The organism is Acidovorax sp. LjRoot117 (genome assembly GCF_964252695.1).
Taxonomy (GTDB): Bacteria; Pseudomonadota; Gammaproteobacteria; order Burkholderiales; family Burkholderiaceae_C; genus Acidovorax.
In genome coordinates, this window is sequence record NZ_CAXUPO020000001.1 from 1,154,615 (window position 1) to 1,173,904 (window position 19,290).

A 19,290-nucleotide genomic window follows, 5' to 3' on the forward strand; every position below is an offset into this window, starting at 1 on the left:
GCAGCGGGTGCGAGCGAGCGGCGCAGGCAAGACAAAGCCAGCGATGCAAGGCGAAGCGCGCATTATCGACAAACGCCACAGGCCAGCACGCCGGTGTCGCCGTGCTGGCCTGTGAAGAAGGCTCGGGGGGTTGGCTGCGGCCCGCTCGCGCGGGCCGCAGCGCGCCCTGTTACCTGCGGCGGATGCCGCCAGCGTGGCCGAAGGCCATCAGTGCCAGCAGCCCCGACAGGAGGATGAGGCCCCACTCGGACAGCGTGGGAATGCCGGTCGCGCCGCCGGGTGGCGTGGACACGGTGGTGGTGGCGCTGGAGGTGTTGTTGGCGGGGTTGGTGTCGCCCGGCGCGTCCAGGCTGGCGTTGTTCACCAGCGGCCGCGCGCCTGTGTAGGGCGAGCTCAGCGTCGTGCGGACGGTGAACGTGCGCGATGCCCCCACCGCCAGCGGGCCGATCGCGCAGCGCACTGTTCCGGCGGCGTTCACGCAGCCCACGGCCGAGACGAAGTCCACGCCGGCAGGCAAGGCATCCACCACCTGCGCACCATCGCTCGCCAGGGGGCCGTTGTTGGTGACCACGAGGGTGTAGTCCAGGGTCGCACCGGGGGCCAGCGGGCCGCCGGGGGCCGTCTTGACCAGGGCCAGGTCGGTGGCCACGGTGAAGCGGCGTGCGGTGGTGTCATGCGTCACCACGTTGTTGGCCAGCGTGGTTTCGGTTTCGTCCACCGTCACGCTCGCACGGTTGAACGCGGTACCGCTGGTGGCACCTGCGACCGTCAGGGTCTCGGCGCGCATCGCATAGGTCACGGTGGCCGTCTGCCCGCTGCTGAGGCCCGGGAACACGCAGCGCAGCGTGCCGCTGGTGGAGCCGACCGAGGGCTCGGTACACACACCGCCGGCGTTGACCGTGAGGGCCCCCTGGTAGCTGAACGTGGCCGTGGGAGCGGAGCCGGGCGCAGGGAAGATGTCCGTCATCACCACGTTGGTACCGAACGACGGGCCGCTGTTGTTGATGGTGATGGTGTACGTCGTCGGCTGCCCCAGGTCCACTGGGTCGGCGCTGTCCACCTTGTTCACCAGGATGTCCAGCTGCGCGGCCGTGACGGCCGTGGTGGTGGTGGCGCTGTTGTTGCCCGCATTCGACTCGGCCGTGGCCGTGGTCGCCGCCAGGCTGTTGACCACCGTGCCGCCCGCCGCCGTGCCCAGGGGGCGCATGCGGTAGGTCACCGTCTGCTGCACGCCGGCGTTGATGCTGCCCCAGTTGCAGGTCAGCGTGCCGCCCACGGCCCCTGCGGTGATGGGCGTGCAGGTGCCGCCGCCGCTCACCGAGACGATGTCGATGAATGCCGCGTTCGATGGCAGCGTATCCACCATCTGCACCGTTTGCGCGTTCGAAGGACCGGTGTTGCCGATGGTGGCGACAAAGGTGATGGGTGCGCCCGCTGGCACGGAGGCCGGGGTCGCGGTCTTGGCCGCGGTCACGTCCACGATGGCCGTGACCTGGCTGGTCACGCTGCCGCTGTTGTTGCTCTGGACCGGATCGCCCACATCGGTGGAGCGGACCGTCGCGGTGTTGGTGCGCGGGCCGGTGGCGCCGATGCTGGGGCGCACCACCACGGTCACCGTGGCCTGTGCGCCCATGGCGAGGGTGCCCAGGTTGCAGCTCAGGTTCTGCTGCGTGCCATTGGTCACGCTGTTGGGCGTGCAGGTACCTTGCGATGGCGTGGCCGACTGGAAGCCCCCGGTGTTGACCAGGCTGGCCAGGGTGTCGGACACCACCACGTTGGTGGCGCTGGCAGGGCCCAGATTCTCCACGGTGATCACGTAGGTCAGGTTGGCACCTGCGACCACAGGGTCGGGCGCTGCCGTCTTGGACACCACGCGCAGGTCGGCCTGCGTGACGGTGGAAGACACGGCGACGCCCGTGCAGTTGTTGCCGCCGTTGCCGTCCACACGCCCGCCGCCGCCCAGGGCGACGCAGGCGTTGTTGGTGGCGGTGCCGGTGCCGGTCAGTACCGCAGACACGGTGATGGCGGGTGCATTGGTGTTGGCCGCAAGGCCCGAGTTGCGCGTGCAGTTCCAGGCGCCGGGGCCGGTGAAGGGCAGCGCATCGCAGGTCCAGCCTGAAGCGGTCAGGGGTGCGCTGAGCGTGACGCCCGCAGGCACCTGGTCGGTGACGGTGATGTCCTGGCCCGCGGGCACGGCCAGCGGACCGGCGTTGCGTGCGGTCAGTACGTAGTTGAACGCCTGGTTGGGCACGACGGGGTTGATGCTGGCCGTCTTCGTGAGCTGCATGTCCGCGTCGTTGCTTGATGTCACATTGATCGAGGCGGTGTTGTTGGCGGGCACTGGGTCCGACAACGCGGTGCTGATGCCAGCGGTGTTGGTCAGCGCGCCCGTGCTGGTCGCGGTGGCCACCACCGTGATGACCGGCATGTTGGTGAAGTTGGCGCCGGTGTACTCCGTGCGCGTGCAGGTGATGGTGGGATCGCACGTCCACCCGGCTCCGCTGGCGGAGACGAAGGACAGGCCGGCACCGAGCGTGTCGGTCACCGTGATGGGCTGGCCGGTCAGCAGCACACCGCCGTTCAGGCGCGGCGTGAGCGTGTAGGAGACATCGCTGCCCAGCGCCACATTGGTACCGCCGGGAGCGGACTTGGAGATCTGCACGTCGGCCCCGGAGGCGGACGTCACGTCGGCGGACACGGTGTTGTTGGACGCATCGCCATCGGGCATGGCGGAGTTGTCAGGCTTGATGCCGGCCACCGCGAACGCGGCGGTCACCGTGCCGTTCACATTGGACACCGCCGGTACCGTGAGCACGGACGATGTGGCACCGTTGGCGAGCGTGGCCGCACGCGTGCAGGCCACGGACGCACCGCTGGCCAGGGGATAGCCTGCGGAGGGGGTGCAGGTCCAGCCGCCGCCGCTAGGCGCCGCAGTCACCGAGGCCCCTGCGGGCACGGTGAAGCTGATGCGCTGGCTGCCGGTGGCCGCATCCGGGCCGTTGTTGGCCACCTGCAGCGCGTAGCTGTAGTTCTGGCCGGCGGTCACGTTGGCCAGCGACGGCGTGGCCGTGAGTGCCAGGTCCGCGGCCTGCGTGGCCGTGGTGTCCTGGATGCTGTTGACGTTGTTGCTGGTGTTGGGGTCGGACGTGCTGCTGCCCGCCGTGGCGGTGTTCGTCCACACGCCGGCGGAGGGCAGGCGCACGCGGATGGTCACCGTCTGGTTCGCATTGAACGGAATGTTGCCCAGGGCACAGTTGACGGTGCCGCCGGCCTGGTTGCAGGTGCCGGCGGTGGTGTTGACGTCGATGAAGGCCGAGCCCGTGGGCAGCGTGTCGACCAGGGTCACGGCGGTCGCGGCATTGGGGCCGTTGTTGTCGATGCGCAGGGTGTACGTGAAGATGCCGCCGGCAGGGCCCGGGTCCGGAGAGTCCGCATGGTTCACCACCAGGTCGGCAGACTGCGCCATCGCAGCCCCCGCGCACAGGCCACCGGCCAACAGCAACCAGCGCAGGCGCCGCACGGCGCGCGGTTTCACCGCGGCGCCCGGGGCGGCAGGCAAGGTATCGCCCGAGGCCGGCAGCTGCCGGCTGGGGGGATGTTCTCGCGCGAACAGGCGCGCCAATGAACTGAACAACATAAATGCTCCTGGGTGTGAATGGCTCAAGCCTTTTGGGTCACGCCGCAACCTCACCAAGCCCCTTTCGGGTTGGAACAAAGTCGGTGCAAAGGGAGTGCGTGAAATCTGCCTTGAGCACAGCGGCTGAAGGCTGGGACCGAATCTATCGGCACTACGGCCGGCAGGCCGCGTTGCAACAATCGTTCACATTCTACCGACTGGTAGCGTTGGGTTTGTGCCACGCCGCCACGGGCATTGAACAATTCGATCCGTGCAATCTGCTGCATAGCCGCATCTCGGCCACTGATATATGCTGCACCCATGACCAACCCTGTGAACGGACCACCCACCCCATGAAGGACTGGATTCGCAACGCCCTCTCGATTCGCCAGAAGCGCCGCGCCGCGCCCGTCGGCTCACTCCCCCCGGTGGGCGCCACCATCGTTCGGGGCCCGATCAAGATGACCATCACGCACGATGTGCCGCCCGACCTGTGGGACTGGCTGGTGCTTTCGGGCTGGCGCAACATGCCCGTCAAGAACGACCGGCGCAAAGGCATGCAGGCCTCCAAGAGCGCCCTCAAGGACCTGATCGACGCCGACCCGCAAGAGCGCAACCGCGCGCACAGCCGCATCCTGGAGCAGGCGCAGCCCGAGGAGTGAGCCGCGGGGTGCCACTCGTGCGCCCTTGGCACGGTTCGGGCACGGGTTCGGGCACGGACCGGGCACGAACTTGGCACGGACTTCGGCGTGCGCATCGCCCCCCTGCAGCCTGCGCCCCGCGTGCGTTGATGGCGCAAAAAAGCCCGGGTCCTTTCGGAGCCCGGGCTTGCTATCAAATAAGTAGCTGCTTGCGCTCTGCCGGCCAGCGTCAGAGGCAGAGAGAGGCACAGGCCGATGCCATCACCAGCCCGGCCGCATCAGACCAGCAGCGCATTCACGCGGCGCACGTAGGCTGCCGGGTCTTCGGGCAGGCCGCCTTCGGCCAGCAGGGCCTGGTCGAACAGGATGTGCGCCAGGTCGTGGAAGTGCACGCTGCCGTCGAGCTTCTTGACCAGCGCGTGCTCGGCATTGACCTCCAGCACGGGCTTGGATTGCGGGGCCTGCTGGCCGGCCTGCTTGAGCATGCGCGCCAGCTGGGTGCTCATGCCGTCGTCCTGCACCACCAGGCAGGCGGGTGAATCCACCAGGCGGGTGGTCACGCGCACGTCTTCGGCCTTGTCCTTCAGGGCTTCCTTGAGCTTGGCGAGCAGGGGCTTGAAGGCCTCGGCGGCTTCTTCGGCGGCCTTCTTCTCGGCCTCGTCCTGCAGCGTGCCCAGGTCCACCGCGCCCTTGGCCACGCTCTGCAGCGGGGTGCCGTCGAACTCGTGCAGGTAGTTCAGCGCCCACTCGTCCACGCGGTCGGTCATGAGCAGCACCTCGATGCCCTTCTTCTTGAAGACTTCGAGCTGCGGGCTGTTCTTGGCGGCGGCCAGGGTGTCGGCGGTGATGTAGTAGATGGCCTCCTGGCCCTCTTTCATGCGCGCCTTGTAGTCGGCAAAGCCCACCGTCACGGCGTCGCTGGCGGTGCTGGCAAAGCGCAGCAGCTTGGCCAGGCGCTCGCGGTTGCCGAAGTCCTCGCCCAGGCCTTCCTTGAGGACCGAGCCGAACTCGGCGTAGAACGCGGTGTACTTGCCTTCCTTGGCCTTGTCGTCGGCGTCGACCACGTCGGTGACGGCGTCGTCGCCGCCGGCTGCAGCTTCGTGCTTGTCGTGCTTGGCCAGGTCTTCCAGCATGCCCAGCACGCGCTTGGTCGAGCCTTCGCGGATGGCGCGCACGTCGCGGCTTTCCTGCAGCAGCTCGCGGCTTACGTTCAGCGGCAGGTCGGCCGAGTCGATCACGCCCTTGACGAAGCGCAGGTAGGTGGGCATCAGCGCCTCCGCGTCGTCCATGATGAACACGCGCTTGACGTAGAGCTTCACGCCCGCTTTCTTGTCGCGGTTCCACAGATCGAACGGCGCCTTGGCAGGGATGTATAGCAGCTGCGTGTACTCGGTGTTGCCCTCGACGCGGTTGTGCGCCCAGGTCAGCGGGGCCTCGTGGTCGTGGCTGATGGCCTTGTAGAACTCGGCGTACTGCTCTTCGGTGATGTCCTTCTTGGGGCGGGTCCACAGGGCGCTGGCCTTGTTGATGGTTTCCCACTCGCCGGTCTTGACCATGCCGCCGGGCTGGCGGCCGCCGGCTTCGTCGCCGGGGGTGATCAGTTCGCCGTCTTTCCACTCTTCCTTTTCCATCAGGATGGGCAGGCTGATGTGGTCGGAATACTTGGCGATGACGGACTTGAGCTTCCAGGCGTTGAGGTATTCCTCGGCATCGTCGCGCAGGTGCAGGATGATGCTGGTGCCACGCTCTGCACGGGTGATGGTCTCCACCTCGAAATCGCCCGTGCCGCCGCTCACCCAGCGCACGCCCTGGTCGGCGGGCAGGCCGGCACGGCGCGATTCAACGGTGATCTTGTCGGCCACGATGAAGCCCGAGTAGAAGCCCACGCCGAACTGGCCGATGAGCTGGGCGTCCTGCTTCTGGTCGCCCGAGAGCTTGCCCATGAAGTCCTTGGTGCCGCTCTTGGCGATGGTGCCCAGGTGGTCGATGGCCTCCTGCTGGCTCATGCCGATGCCGGTGTCGGTGATGGTGAGCGTCTTGGCGGCCTGGTCGAAGGTCACGCGCACCTGCAGGTCGGGTGCGTCTTCGTACAGGGCGTTGTTGTTCAGCGCCTCGAAGCGCAGCTTGTCGCACGCGTCCGACGCGTTGGAGATCAGCTCGCGCAGGAAGATTTCCTGGTTGGAATACAGCGAATGCGTGACCAGGTGCAGCAGCTGGGCCACTTCGGCCTGGAAGGACAGGGTTTGCTTGCTCATGGGATGAATGCTCTGGATCAGGATAAAAAAACGTCAGCCGGCGCAGCCCCGCGGGAAGCCGCCCGGCCTGGCAGGCGATGACGTGGGGGCACACGGCCCCATTTCAAGAGGACTCCGGAAACGGCCCGGACGCGGGTGTGGCAGCCAGCGATTGTTGGCGCCGCCGGGCACCACGGTGCGCGCTCCGGGGCGGACACCCCGGGCGCGGCGTCGGCCTCAGCCTTCCAGCGTGATGCGCTGCACCAGCGACTGCAGGATCTTGTCGGCCCGGTCGTTGGCCACCTGGCAGGTGCCGGCCGCCGCGTGGCCGCCGCCGCCAAACTCCAGCATCAGGTTGCCCACGTGCACTTGGCTGCTGCGGTCCAGGATGGACTTGCCGGTGGCGAACACGGTGTTCTGCTTTTGCAGGCCCCACATCACGTGGATGGAGATGTTGGAGCCGGGGAACAGCGCGTAGATCATGAAGCGGTTGGTGGCCCAGATGGTGTCCTCCTCGCGCAAATCCAGCACCACCAGCTTGCCGATGTCGATGCCGCAGCGCAGCAGCTGCTCCTTGGCCTTGGGGGCGTGTTCGCGGTACAGCTGCACGCGCTCCTGCACGTCGGGCAGGGCCAGGATCTCTTCGATGGTGTGGTCGCGGCAGTACTGGATCAGGTCCATCATCAGCGCGTAGTTGCTGATGCGGAAGTCGCGGAAACGCCCCAGGCCCGTGCGCGAATCCATCATGTAGTTCAGCAGCACCCAGCCCTGCGGGTCCAGGATGTCCTCGCGCGAGTACTGGGCCGAGTCGGCCTGGTCCACGGCGGCCATCATCTCTTCGGTGATGCGCGGAAACGCGGCCTTGCCGCCGTAGTAGTTGTAGACCACGCGCGCCGCGGACGGGGCGTGGGCCTCGATGATGTGGTTCTCGTCGCGGCGGCCCGAGTTGCGCACGGTTTCGGACTCGTGGTGGTCGAACACCAGGTGGGCGCCGGGCACGTAGGGCAGGTTGGTGGTGATGTCGCGGCTGGTGACGGCGATCTTGCCGTCCTGCATGTCCTTGGGGTGGACGAAGGTGATCTCGTCGATGAGGTTGAGCTCATTGAGCAGCACGGCGCACACCAGGCCGTCAAAGTCGCTGCGGGTTACCAGGCGGTATTTCACGTCGCTCACTAGCTTCTCCTTGTTTCGGTTCTCACAGCCGCATGGTAGCGGCGTCTCCACGTCCGTCCGCACCGTTGGCATCAAAAAGGCACCCTCCGGTCGTTTTCACGCGGTCTCCAGCCATTGTTCGACCTGGCGGGCCACGCGCACGTCGTCCAACATCGCCAGATGCCCCATGTTGTGGAACACCGCCTGCCGCTCCTGCGCGAAGTGCAGGCAACGCCGCGCATCATCGTGGATCCCCAGGGCGCTGCGCAATGGCACCAGGCCGTCGCCCAGCAGGCGCTCGGCCACCGGGCTGCGCCGCGGCGCCAGCGTGGCCGCCACGGTGCAGCATGCCACCCCGGGGGGCAGCGGCACGGGGGTGCGCTGGTCGGGGCTTTGGCGAAAGCGGTCGCGCCCGGCCCAGTCGGCATCGCACACGTGGCCGTAGCGCAGGTCGGTGATGCCGGCACTGCGCAGTTGCGCCAGCCGCGCAAAGGGGCGCGAATAGGCAGAACTGCCCAGCAGCACGTCCACCCAGCTGCCGGCCCGCTCCAGCGGCGCGCCGTGGTGCGGCGTGCCCAGGCACACCAGGTGGCGCAGCAGGCCCCGCCAGCGCGTGGCCGGCGCCTGGTCGCCGGCCGCCGCGTGCTGGCAGGCGCTGCGGGCCACCAGCCCGCCCATGCTGTGGGCGAGGATCGCCAGGTCCGTGACCGGCACGGGCCAGGCCGCCACCAGTGCGTCGAGCATCCGGGACAGTTCGGCGCCGTTGGTGGAGGTGTGCAGGCCCGTGTTGTAGCGCAGGTAGACCGGCGTGTAGCCCAGCGCCTCTCCCAGATAGGCGCCGTGGTCGTGGCCGCCGCGCTGCCACTGCAAGTCGTTCATGCACAGGCCGTGCACCAGCACCAGCAGCTTGCCGCTGGCGCGCCCCGCAGCGCCCAGCGCGGCCGGGTCCAGCGGCAAGCCGTGCTGGTAAAAGCCCATGGGCGTGCACAGCGGGTTGTGGTCGGCCTGCAGCCGGTCGCCCATCACGCCGTTCAGCGCTGCCAGCACGGCCTGGCGCTTCCACTGCACGCCGGCCTCCGCCGGGCCCTGCACCAGGGGCTCCAGCCGCTGCAGGCCCGCCTGCAGGCCGGCATCCACCAGGCGGGTCACGCCGCGGATGCTCTGGTAGACCAGCCCGGTGAACCCGCGCGCCTGGCCCGGCTGCGCGCCGCCCGGCAGGCCCAGCGTGCCCAGCACCGACTGGTGCACGCCCTCGACCACCCGGGTGATGCCCGTGGTGGCCTGGGTGGCCAGCCGGGCCACGCCGCGCAGGTCCGACGCCCGCAGTTGCCGCAAGGGGCGTGCCGCCGCCGGTGGGACCACCGGCGGGCGTGAGCGGGGGCGTGGCGTGGACGGCATGGCTGTGTGTCCAATCCTGATCAAACCAGCGCCATGGCGGGCCCTGCGGCCCGCACCCGGCCAGCCGCATCCCCACCCGGCAGGCGGGCCTGTGCGCTCATGCGGCGTCAGAACTGTTCATGGGGCGAGAGGTAGCGCCACTGGCCCACGGGCAGGTTGCCCAGCGTCACCCGGCCGATGCGGATGCGCTTGAGTCCCACCACCTTCAGGCCCACCTGCTCGCACATGCGGCGGATCTGGCGCTTCTTGCCTTCGTTGAGCACGAAGCGCAGTTGCTCGGGGTTCTGCCACTCGACCTTCGCGGGCTTCAATGCCTGGCCGTCCAGCGACAGCCCGTGGCACAGCAGCGCCAGCTGTTCGCGCGGAAACGCCGACTGCACATCGGTGGTGATGTCGCCGTACTGCACGCGCACCAGGTATTCCTTGTCGACCGTGGAGTCCTCGCCGATGAGGTGGCGCGCCACGCGGCCGTCCTGGGTCAGCACCAGCAGGCCCACCGAGTCGATATCGAGCCGCCCGCAGGGCGCCAGGCCGCGCAGCTGCGGCGGCGAGAAGCGGTTGCGGCTCGGGTCATCGCGCCAGTGGGTGCGGGGGTTGATCAGCGCCACGGCGGGCGTGTGGCCGTCTTCGGCCTGGCCGCTCACGTAGCCCATGGGCTTGTGCAGCAAGATGGTGACGCGCTGCTCCTGAAAGCTCTGCGCGACCTTGTCGACCTCGATGCGGTCGGTGGGCAGCACCTGCTGGCCCATCTCCGCCACCTGGCCATTGACCTTGACCCAGCCCAGCGCCACCCATTCGTCGGCCTCGCGGCGCGAGCACATGCCCAGCTCTGCCATGCGCTTGTTCAGGCGCGAGCTGACCAGGCCGTTGGGTGCCACGGTGCGTGCGGCGGGCGCGGGGGCCTGGCGCACCGGGGCGACAAACCCGGTGCCCGACGCGGTGCGGTAGCCCGACGGTGCAGGCGCGCGGGAGGGCCGGGGCGGCGGCGCGGGCCGTGCAGGGGCGGCCTTGGCGGCCTTGCCCGCGATGACGGGACGGCGAAGCACGGGCCGCGGTGCGGACGGGCCGCCGGCATCCGGGGCGGGGGCCGCGGCGGGGCCGGCGGGCGGGCGGGAGCTGGAAGAGGACATTGCGCGTATTTTCGCCTGTGGGCCGGTCGGGCCTTGCGGGCCCGGCGCCAAAAGACCGGAAACGGTGCCGCTGCGGCACCCGCCCCCGGTGAAAAACCGGAAAGCTTACCCCTGGCGCGCCTGCCAGGCCAGGAAATCCTCCACCGGCAGCGGGCGGGTGATGTGGTAGCCCTGCGCCTCGTCGCAGTCGAGCACGCGCAGCCGCTCCAGGATGCCGGCCGTCTCCACCCCTTCGGCCACCACCGTGAGGCCCAGGTTGTGGGCCAGGTCGATGGTGGAGCGCACGATGGTGGCGTCGTCCTCGCCCACCTCCATGCCCATCACGAAGGACTTGTCGATCTTGAGCTCGTCCACCGGCAGGCGCTTCAGGTACGCCAGCGACGAGTAGCCCGTGCCGAAGTCGTCGATGGACAGCTTGAAGCCCTGCTCCGACAGCTTGTTGAGCATGGCCTCGGCGCGCAGCGGGTCGTCCATGATCGCGCTCTCGGTGATCTCCAGGCAAAACGACGCGGCCTGCACGCTGTGGCGCACCAGGATGGCGCCCAGGCGCTGGCTCAGCTCCGGGTCCAGCAGGTCGCGCGTGGACAGGTTCACCGACACCCGCAGGGGCAGGCCCTGCGTGCGCGGGTCGGCCAGCAGCCGGGCCACGGCCTCGAACATCCACAGCGTGAGCTGCCGCACGAAGCCCGTCTGCTCGGCAAACGGGATGAACTCCATCGGCGGCACCAGGCCCCGCTGGGGGTGCGCCCAGCGCACCAGCGCCTCGGCCGCCAGGCCGCCCTGCCCGTGCAGCGCCACCTTGGGCTGCAGGTACAGGCGCAGCTCGTTGTGCTCGACCGCGCGGCGCAACTCGCTCAGCAGCGACAGGGTGAGCGAGCTGGCCGAGTCGAACGAGGCGTCGTACTGCAGCGCGCCGCTGAGCTTGCGCTTGGCCGCGTACATCGCGATCTCGGACCGGCTGAGCAGCGTGTCGGCATCGTCCGCATCGCCCGGCCAGCACGCGATGCCGATGCCCGCGCTCAGGTCCACCGTCTGGTCCGCAAACGCCAGCGGCTCCTCGAACGACCGCGTGATGCGCTGCGCCATCTCGTGCGCCGCTGCGGCATCCGCGTCGGGCAGCAGCACCCCGAACCCGTTGCCCCCCAGCCGCGCCACCATGTCGTCGCCGGAGCGCACCTGCTGGCGCAGCCGCTCGGCGACGGCCTGCAGCAGGCGGTCGCCGAACGCGTAGCCCAGCACGTCGTTCACGTGCTTGAAGCGGTCCAGGTCGAGCGTGAGCACGGCCAGCGGCTGCGCGGGCGCGCCCTGGCGGGTGCTTTGCGTGATGGCCTGCACCACGGCTTCGCGAAAGCGCTCGCGGTTGGGCAGGCCGGTCAGGCGGTCCCAGTAGGCCAGGCGGCGGATCTCGGTTTGCTGCGTGCCGATGTCCACGCGCATGCGGTCGAACGAGCGCGCCAGGTTGCCGATCTCGTCGGTGCGCTGGGTGTGCGCCAGCGGCACGTCGTACTCGCCGCGCGACAGCCGCTGCGTGGCCCCGAGCAGCGAGCGCAGCGGCGTCGCCAGGCGCTGGGCCATCAGGCCCGTGCCCACCGCGAACAGCAGCACGCCCGCCACGGTGATGATGGCCAGCAGCACCTGCAGCTGGCGGTACGGGGCCAGCACATCGTCCACGGAGCGCAGCAGCAGCGCCTGCACCTCGCCGCCCACGCTGTCCATGCGGATGGCGCGCGCCAGCAGCGTGCCGTCCGCGGTGGTCAACTCGCCGGCCCCGGCGCCCTGGCGCTTGAGCTGGGCCAGCGGCTCGGGCGGCAGGGTGGAGACCGGCATGGTCACCACACCGTTCTTGTCCTGGAGCGCCAGCACCACGTGCACCGACAGCAGGCGGCGCATTTCATCGGCCAGCGGCTGGTCGATGGGAAAGCCCATCAGCACCCAGCCGATGACCACGGGCGCGCGCAGCGGCACCATCACGAACTGGTAGGGCACGCCGCCCATCACTGCGATCTGGCTGCCCTGCGGCTTGGCGGCCAGCGGCGGCACGATCTGGCGCAGCGTGGCCGGAAACTCCTCCATGCTGTCCGACAGACTGGCCGCGCGCAGCGTGAGGTCGGTGCCCAGCAGCGCCGTCACGGCCGCGCCGATGCGGCTGCCGTGGTTCTCCAGCACCGACTGGATGGTCTGCGCGTCGCCCGAATTGACCGCCGACCGAAAGCCGTAGTCGGCCGCGAGCAGGGCCGAGCCCTGGCGCAGCTTGTCGGCGTTCTGGTCGAGCAGGCGCAGCCAGACGTTCTCGTCCAGGTCCAGCGCCTGCGCGATCTGGGTGCGGGCATTGCGCTCGATGCTGGCGCGCACCACCGCGAAGCCCGCCGCCTGCACGATGAGCAGCAGCAGGAGCGACAGCCCCACCAGCCGCACGATGAGGCTGCGCCGGGGCCAGCGCAACGTCAAGGCAACAACCCCGTCATGCGCACCGATGCGGTGCCGGTGCCCGTGGCGGGCACGGTGATCGCCTGCTCCAGCGCGGGCGCGCCCACGGGCAGGCGGCTGTGCCAGGTGCGCAGCGTGTAGCTGCCGGGCGGCACGTTGTCGATCTGCGCCCGGCCGGTGGCCGCCTGGCTGCGGGTGTAGAACGGCGTCTCCACAACCAGGATCCAGCCCACCATCTGGTCATGGATGTTGCAGCCGAGCACCGCCACGCCCGGGCGGTCGAACAGCACGGGGTTGGCAGGCGTGCCGGCATAAAGCTTGAGCTCGAACTTCTTGGTTTGCGAGAACGAATACACGTGGTGCCGCACCGAGTCGTTGTTCGGAAATCGCACCTCCGAGCCCACCGGCACCACCAGCACCCCGGGCACGAACTGGCGCTTTTCCTGCGCCATCTCGGCGTTGGCCAGGGGCTTGGCCAGCTTCTTCGCATCGGCCGAATCCAGAAGCACCACGGCATCGGCCACGGGCTTGCCCGCGGCGTCCAGCACATCGACCTGCACGGTGGCGGCGTGGGCGCCGGCCACCGCACCGGCCAGGCCCAGGCAGGCCAGCGCCGCGCGCACCGCGTGGCCGGTGCGGCCGCGGGCCTGGGTGGCAATGGAAGGCGCGCGCATGGGCGGACTCAGGGCTCGATGGCCATGCCGACCAGCGGCGCGCCGTCGCCCACCTGGCCCAGGGGCTGGGCCGCTCCGGTCTGAAGGTTCACCAGCACCAGGCGCGTCGGGTTGTCGGCCGCGGTGCGCACCACCGCCAGCGCCGCGTTGCCGACGTCGGCAATGTCGAAGGACACGTCGGTCAGCCGCCCCAGGCCCAGCGGCCCCACGGTGCGCAACTGGCCGGAGTTGGGTGAGACCACGGGCGTGGTGCCTTCGAGCGAGCCCTGCATCACCAGCACGCCCAGCGCGCGGTCGATGGCGTAGTTGGTGGTGAGCTTGCTGTCCTGGGTGTTGTAGGTGTAGGCGGCGCCCGCGATGCTTGGCGTGCGGCCGGCGTTCACGTCGCTGGCGGCGTAGCGCAGCCAGGGGTCGGCCTGCACGCCGTCCACCGCCGGATCGCCGTCCACCACAGCGCCGGTGTCCGGATGCAGCCGCAGGTTGAGGCCCGTGTCGGAGACCACGCGGATGCGGTCGGCCGCGGGGTTGAAGTCGAAGCCGAACACCTGGCCCCTGAGCGGCACTACCGCGGGCGCGGCGCCCACGGGCCGCAGCGCGCCGGAGGGAATGTCGAGCGTGTACAGGCGGCCCGACTGCGCCAGCGCATACAGCACGCCGCGCGCCACGCGAAAGTCGATGCCCACGAGCCGGTCGCCCGCGGCCAGGCCCGTGACGGGGCGGCGCTCGAGGATGCGACCGGGTTCGCCGGCACTGAAGGTGATGAGTTCGTGCGAAGCCGTGACGGCCACGACGAGTTCGCGCCGGGCCGGGTCTGCAGCGGGCGGCGCGGCACAGCCGGCGATGAACGCAGCCACCGCCAGCAGCACACCCGCGGCCGGACGGCGCGCGAAAGAGAGGGATTTCAGTGACATCGACGGCCTCGAATCTGTAACATGGTTATAACCCAACGGCCCTGCCGAAATGCGGCACAGGGTATTGCAGGCCACCGGAGTTGCTATTATTTCAATAGCTACAAACAATTTAAAAACAAGCGTGAAAGCCTATTTTGAATCATAATTTCAGACTTGCACAGGTCCATCTATCGTCGCACCATCCGGCCTTGCGTGGCGCGGCCATTTGTAACAGACAGGCTATGCGCTTTGGGCATGCCGCTATCCGCAAGCGTCATGCCGCAAACAGCACTTTCTGCCTACACTGCCCGGCGGGTATGGGCATCGATATTGCTTCCGCCGTTGTTACCGCGCGGTAGCACCGCCCGCCTTGCACCCTGACCGACCGATGGACCTTGGTGGGTTCGCCCGTTGTTTGTTCGTTTGCTTGTTTGTTGTTCGCTTCTTTACCGAGACCCAAGGAAAAAAACCATGCCGGCCGCCTCCTCCTTCAAATCCTTGTCGATCTCCACCCGCCTGGCCCTGGGCTTTGGCTGCCTGCTGGTGCTGCTGCTGGCCGTGGCCGCGGTGGGCCAGTGGTCCATCGGCAAGGTGCACGACCAGATGCTCCAGATCACCGGTGCGGGCGCGAGCAAGGCCAAGCTGGTCAACGGCATGCTCGAGAGCGTGAGCGCCATCGGCATCCAGGGCCGCTCGGCCGCGATGCTCAACGACATCGACCCCAAGCAGGCGCGCGAGCAGATCGTGAGCGTGGGCAAGACGCTGACCGAATACGCACGCCAGGAGGCCGCCCTGGCCGAGCTGCTCAAGCCCGACAGCGCCACGCCCGCCGAGGTCAAGCTGCTGGGTGAAGTGCAGGAGCTCGGCCGCAAGGCGCGCCCCGAACTGGACACGGCGATCAAGGCCGCCGACGACGGCGACACCGTGAGCGCATCGCTCGCGCTGATGACCCGCGTGGCCCCGGCAGAAACCGCCTGGCGCGCCAAGCTGCGCGAGCTCATCGACCTGCAGAACACGCTCAATGCCGAGGCCACCGCGTCGGCCGAAACCACGCAGAGCCGCTCGCGCGCCGTGGGCGGCCTGCTGGTGCTGCTGGCCATCGGCCTGGGGGCGCTGATCGCCTGGCGCATCACCTCCAGCATCACCGCGCCCATCGGGCGTGCGGTGGTGCTGGCCGAGCGCATCGCGCGCGGTGACCTCACCTCGACGGTGGAAGTGCGCATCCACGACGAAACCGGCCGCCTGCTGGAAGCCATCGCCGCCATGCAGGAGCGCCTGCGCACGCTGGTGGGCGAGATCGGCCAGACAGCGGACTCCATCCTCGTGGCCAGCTCCGAAGTCGCCTCGGGCAATCTCGATCTGAGCCAGCGCACCGAGCAGACGTCGCACAACCTGCAAAGCGCCGCCACGTCGCTCGTCGACCTGACCGGCACCGTGGCCCAAAGTGCCGACTCTGCCCGCCAGGCCAACCAGCTCGCCTCCACCGCATCGGACGCCGCCACGCGCGGCGGCGAGGTGGTGTCGCAGGTGGTGCGCACCATGGACACCATCAGCGCCAGCTCGCGCAAGATCGCCGACATCATCAGCGTGATCGACGGCATCGCATTCCAGACCAACATCCTGGCGCTGAACGCCGCGGTGGAAGCCGCCCGCGCCGGCGAGCAGGGCCGCGGCTTTGCGGTGGTGGCGGGCGAGGTGCGCAACCTGGCCGGCCGCTCGGCCAACGCCGCGCGCGAGATCAAGGCGCTGATCGGCGCCAGCGTCGACCAGGTGCAGGAGGGCAGCACGCTGGTGAACCATGCGGGCAAGACCATCGAGGAGCTGGTGCTGTCGGTGCGCCGCGTGTCCGACATCATGGGCGAGATCACCGCCGCCACGCAGGAGCAAAGCCAGCGCATCGGCCACGTGAGCCAGTCGGTGGGCGAGCTCGAAGAGATGACGCAGCAGAACGCCGCGCTGGTCGAAGAAGGCGCGGCCGCGGCCGACAGCCTGAAAGACCAGGCCGGGCGCCTCACGCAGATGGTGGGCGCGTTCCGCCTCTCGCGCAACGGCGGCGACGCCGACAGCTGGGAACCCCCGGCCATCGGCGCCCTGCCAGCATCCGCGCCCGTGCCGGCACCGGCTGCGCGCAGGCCCGGCACGGCCGCCCATCCGCTGCAGGCACCGCGCCGCAACCTGCCGTCGCTGCCGCGCCACTGACGGCCCCCAGCGGGCTGGCGGGGCGCGCGGCGGCCTGTTTGCCTGCCCGTCCTCCTACCGGCCTACCGCCCCGACCTGCGACCGCGCAACGTCATCTCGCGGTGCGCCGGGTCACTCCGCGCCCTGCTGCGCCTGCAGCTGGAAAATGCTGGATCGCAACGCCGCCAGCTCCAGCACGCGCAGCCCGCCGTACTCCACGCGGATCGCGCCCTGCGCCTCCAGCGCCTTGAGCGCCTCGTTCACCCGCTGGCGCGACAGCCCCACCAGGTAGGCCAGCTCCTGCTGCGTGATGCGCAGCACCTCGCCCACCCCCGGGTACAGCACCGGATTGAACAGTGACGCCAGGCTGCGCGCCACGCGCACGTCGGGGTTGCCGAAGCGGTCGATCTCGCGCGCGGCGATGAACTGCCCCAGCCGCTCGTTGAGCTGGTTCATCACGAAACGGTTGAAGCCGATGGAGTGGTCCAGCAGCCAGTGGAAGGTGTCGATCGGCAGGCCCGCCACCACGCTCCTCCTCAGCGCCTGGATGTTGTAGCGGTAGGGCTCGCGCTTGAGCGCCGTGCCCTCGCCGAACCAGCCGCCCGGCGGCACGCCGGTGAAGGTCATCGTCTGGCCCTGCGCGTTGTCGCTGCTCATCTTGAGCAGGCCCTCCACCACGCCAAACCAGTACGTCACCGGCCGGCCCACGCGGCACACATAGTCGCCCGCCTTGGCATCGCCCACCAGCAGCGCCGCCACGGCGCGCTCGCGCTCGGGCGGCTGCAGCTGGTCCAGCCACGGGATGCCGTCGAGCTCGTCGGCCGTGGGCGGCCTGCGCCGTTGGTGCAGCGAGAGGTCCTGGTGCGTGCGGGGGTCCATGGGGGGATGGGGTCGGTTCGGTGGGGCCGTCGGTCCGGCAGGTACGGGAAATCCTGAGACCAATTGTCGTCAGAAAGACAAAAAAATGCCAATCTCCGCCGGATGATGGCGCCTCCCCGGGCCGCAGGCCCGGGTCCACCGAGGAGACAACAACATGAAAAACCAAAGATCCACCGGGTGCGGCACAGCCACGGGCACCGGGCCCGGCCCCGCCGCGCCCGCCCACCGCAGCGGCCTGGGCCGGCGGCAGCTGCTGGCGGGCGCGGCCGCACTGCCGGTGCTGGGGCTGGCGGCTTGGACCGGCCGGGCCCGCGCGCAGGACGGCGCCACGATCCGCATCGCCCAGTCCACCGCGCTCACCGGCCCGCTGGGCGACCTGGGCTCGGCCATGCACCAGGGCGCGAAGGCGGCGTTCGCCGGCATCAACGCGCGCGGCGGCGTGAACGGCCGCACCATCGACCTCGTGACCCAGGACGACGCCTACGAGGTGCCCAAGGCGCTGGCCAACGTGGAGCAGTTCCTGGCCGACCGCGACGTCTTTGCGCTGTTCAACTGCATGGGCACGCCGATGATCGATGCCATGCTGCCCAAGGTGGTGGACAGCGGGATTCCGTTCTTTGCACCGTTCACGGGCGCGCAGCTCAGCCGCACCAAGAGCGCGCGCAATGTGTTCAACATCCGCGCCAGCTACGCCGACGAGGCCGAGAAACTGGTGCAGCACCTGTCCACCATTGGCATCCAGCGCATCGGCATCGTCTACCAGAACAACTCGTTCGGCAAAGAGGTATTCACGGCCGCCAAGCAGTCGATGGACCGCCTCAAGCTGCCCGAGGCCGTGGCGGTGACCGTGGAGAACAACGCCTCCGACGCGGGCAGCGCCGCCGCCAAGCTGGCCGCAGGCAACCTGGAGGCCATCGTGATCGGCCTGGCCGGCAAGCCCACGCTGGAGTTCGTCAAGGCCTTCCGTGCCCTGAAGCGCGGGGTCACGCTGTACGCGCTGTCGGTCATGGGCACGCCCGCCACCGTCAAGGCCCTGGGCGCCGATGCCACCGGCATGGCCATCTCGCAGGTCGTGCCCCTGCCGTCCAACGTGGTGATGCCGGTGGTGCGCGATTTTCAGGCCGCGTGGAAGGCCTCGGGCGCCACGGCCGAGCCGTCGCACCTGGCGCTGGAGGGCTACATCAACGCCCGCGTGTTCGCCGAGGCCCTGCAGCGCGCCGGCCGCAACCCCACGCGCGCGGCGTTCATCGACGCGAGCTGGAACCTGAAGAAGTGGGACCTGGGCGGCTTCGAGGTCAGCGCCAGCACGCCGGACCGCAATGCCTCGCGGTTTGTGGAGCTGACGCTGGTGGGGCGGGATGGCAGATTTATTAAATGACCCCCTGAGCCGCTGCGCGTCTTCCCCCAAGGGGGACGCACCCGGTGGCCCGGCAAAGCCGGTTCCACGGGTGCACTCGCGGTGGCGGCGTGGGGGTTTGGAGGGTGGCGGGCTATAGTGGGCGTTTTCTGCAGCGCTATTTATTTGATAGCTGCCGGCGCTTTCTGGATGGGCGGTAGCGGCCGGTTTTTATCTTGCAGCTGCTGCTCCGGGGACCGGGCCTCACTCACCACGCCTCGGCGGTGGCACTACGGTGGCGGTGTGCGCGGTGGTGGGGCTGGGGCGCCGCGGCAGGGCGGAGAGGGGGCCGCTTGGCGGGCTACTTTGCTACTCACTATATTTTTGATAGCTGCTAGCGCTTGCCAGACAAGCGGTAGTGGCCTTTTTTTAACAAAACCCTATTGCGACGCGACGCCGTAGCGGTAGCCGCGGAAGGTCCAGACGGTGCGGCCGGGCTCGACGCGTTCGAGCACCAGGCCGGGGGCGGCCAGGTCGCCCTCGTGCAGGACCTGGCCGTTGACGATGGCCATGCGGTAGGCCGGGTTGTTCGAGTGCGTGGCGCCGCTGATCTTGAGCGTGGGCAGCTGTGTGCGCACCGACTCGGGCAGGTCGGCCTGTGCGAACACAGGGCCGCCGGAGGGCGCGGCGACGGGCTGGTCGGCCACGGGGCGCTGTGCGGCGGCGGGCTCGCGC

Annotated in this window: 13 protein-coding genes; 3 read left to right on the plus strand and 10 right to left on the minus strand. The window is 69.3% G+C overall.

Annotated features, from left to right (window positions below; all coding sequences use genetic code 11):
• Positions 1 to 169 precede the first annotated feature (169 nt).
• Positions 170 to 3,637 (minus strand): IPTL-CTERM sorting domain-containing protein, encoded by a 3,468-nt coding sequence (locus tag ACSQ3D_RS05340; RefSeq protein WP_436126147.1) that lies wholly within the window; start codon positions 3,635 to 3,637, stop codon positions 170 to 172.
• Positions 3,638 to 3,969: 332 nt separating this feature from the next.
• On the opposite strand from ACSQ3D_RS05340, the gene ACSQ3D_RS05345 reads away from it, so the two are divergent.
• The gene (locus ACSQ3D_RS05345) at positions 3,970 to 4,278 is read left to right on the plus strand and encodes a hypothetical protein (RefSeq protein WP_056409786.1); all 309 of its coding nucleotides are present in this window, start codon (positions 3,970 to 3,972) and stop codon (positions 4,276 to 4,278) included.
• Positions 4,279 to 4,535: 257 nt separating this feature from the next.
• Here ACSQ3D_RS05345 and htpG read toward each other — a convergent pair whose 3' ends face one another.
• The 7 genes from htpG to ACSQ3D_RS05380 all read right to left on the minus strand — a co-directional run bounded on the left by htpG (position 4,536) and on the right by ACSQ3D_RS05380 (position 14,183).
• The gene (gene htpG, locus ACSQ3D_RS05350) at positions 4,536 to 6,512 is read right to left on the minus strand and encodes a molecular chaperone HtpG (protein WP_436126148.1); all 1,977 of its coding nucleotides are present in this window, start codon (positions 6,510 to 6,512) and stop codon (positions 4,536 to 4,538) included.
• A gap of 216 nt (positions 6,513 to 6,728) precedes the next feature.
• Positions 6,729 to 7,664 carry a hypothetical protein gene (locus ACSQ3D_RS05355; protein ID WP_056409791.1) on the minus strand — a complete coding sequence of 312 codons (936 nt, stop codon included), beginning with the start codon at positions 7,662 to 7,664 and terminating at the stop codon, positions 6,729 to 6,731.
• A gap of 96 nt (positions 7,665 to 7,760) precedes the next feature.
• Complete coding sequence (locus ACSQ3D_RS05360; RefSeq protein ID WP_436126149.1) at positions 7,761 to 9,041, minus strand: esterase/lipase family protein; 1,281 nt, start codon at positions 9,039 to 9,041, stop codon at positions 7,761 to 7,763.
• A gap of 107 nt (positions 9,042 to 9,148) precedes the next feature.
• Positions 9,149 to 10,171 (minus strand): pseudouridine synthase, encoded by a 1,023-nt coding sequence (locus ACSQ3D_RS05365; protein WP_396505078.1) that lies wholly within the window; start codon positions 10,169 to 10,171, stop codon positions 9,149 to 9,151.
• A gap of 105 nt (positions 10,172 to 10,276) precedes the next feature.
• Entirely contained in the window at positions 10,277 to 12,619 is a 2,343-nt protein-coding gene (locus tag ACSQ3D_RS05370) for a putative bifunctional diguanylate cyclase/phosphodiesterase (protein WP_436126150.1), read from the minus strand.
• A complete protein-coding gene (locus ACSQ3D_RS05375; protein WP_396505080.1) occupies positions 12,616 to 13,272 on the minus strand; it encodes a methylamine utilization protein in 657 nt (218 codons plus the stop codon). Before ACSQ3D_RS05375 ends, ACSQ3D_RS05370 begins: the two co-directional genes overlap by 4 nt.
• A gap of 8 nt (positions 13,273 to 13,280) precedes the next feature.
• Positions 13,281 to 14,183 (minus strand): DUF4394 domain-containing protein, encoded by a 903-nt coding sequence (locus ACSQ3D_RS05380; RefSeq protein ID WP_056409801.1) that lies wholly within the window; start codon positions 14,181 to 14,183, stop codon positions 13,281 to 13,283.
• A gap of 450 nt (positions 14,184 to 14,633) precedes the next feature.
• Here ACSQ3D_RS05380 and ACSQ3D_RS05385 point away from each other — a divergent pair, with 450 nt between their 5' ends.
• Positions 14,634 to 16,361 (plus strand): methyl-accepting chemotaxis protein, encoded by a 1,728-nt coding sequence (locus ACSQ3D_RS05385; protein ID WP_056409803.1) that lies wholly within the window; start codon positions 14,634 to 14,636, stop codon positions 16,359 to 16,361.
• A 111-nt stretch (positions 16,362 to 16,472) separates the two neighbouring features.
• On the opposite strand, the gene ACSQ3D_RS05390 is transcribed toward ACSQ3D_RS05385, so the two are convergent.
• Positions 16,473 to 17,219, minus strand: a complete 747-nt coding sequence (locus ACSQ3D_RS05390; RefSeq protein WP_396505083.1) for a Crp/Fnr family transcriptional regulator — start codon at positions 17,217 to 17,219, stop codon at positions 16,473 to 16,475.
• Between the two features lie 154 nt (positions 17,220 to 17,373).
• Between ACSQ3D_RS05390 and ACSQ3D_RS05395 the strand changes: the two genes are divergently transcribed.
• Positions 17,374 to 18,597, plus strand: coding sequence for an ABC transporter substrate-binding protein (locus ACSQ3D_RS05395; RefSeq protein WP_436126151.1), 1,224 nt, complete (start codon positions 17,374 to 17,376; stop codon positions 18,595 to 18,597).
• A gap of 398 nt (positions 18,598 to 18,995) precedes the next feature.
• Here the strand turns inward: ACSQ3D_RS05395 and ACSQ3D_RS05400 are convergent.
• On the minus strand, positions 18,996 to 19,290 hold a 295-nt coding region (locus ACSQ3D_RS05400), incomplete at its 5' end, for a general secretion pathway protein GspB (protein ID WP_436126152.1).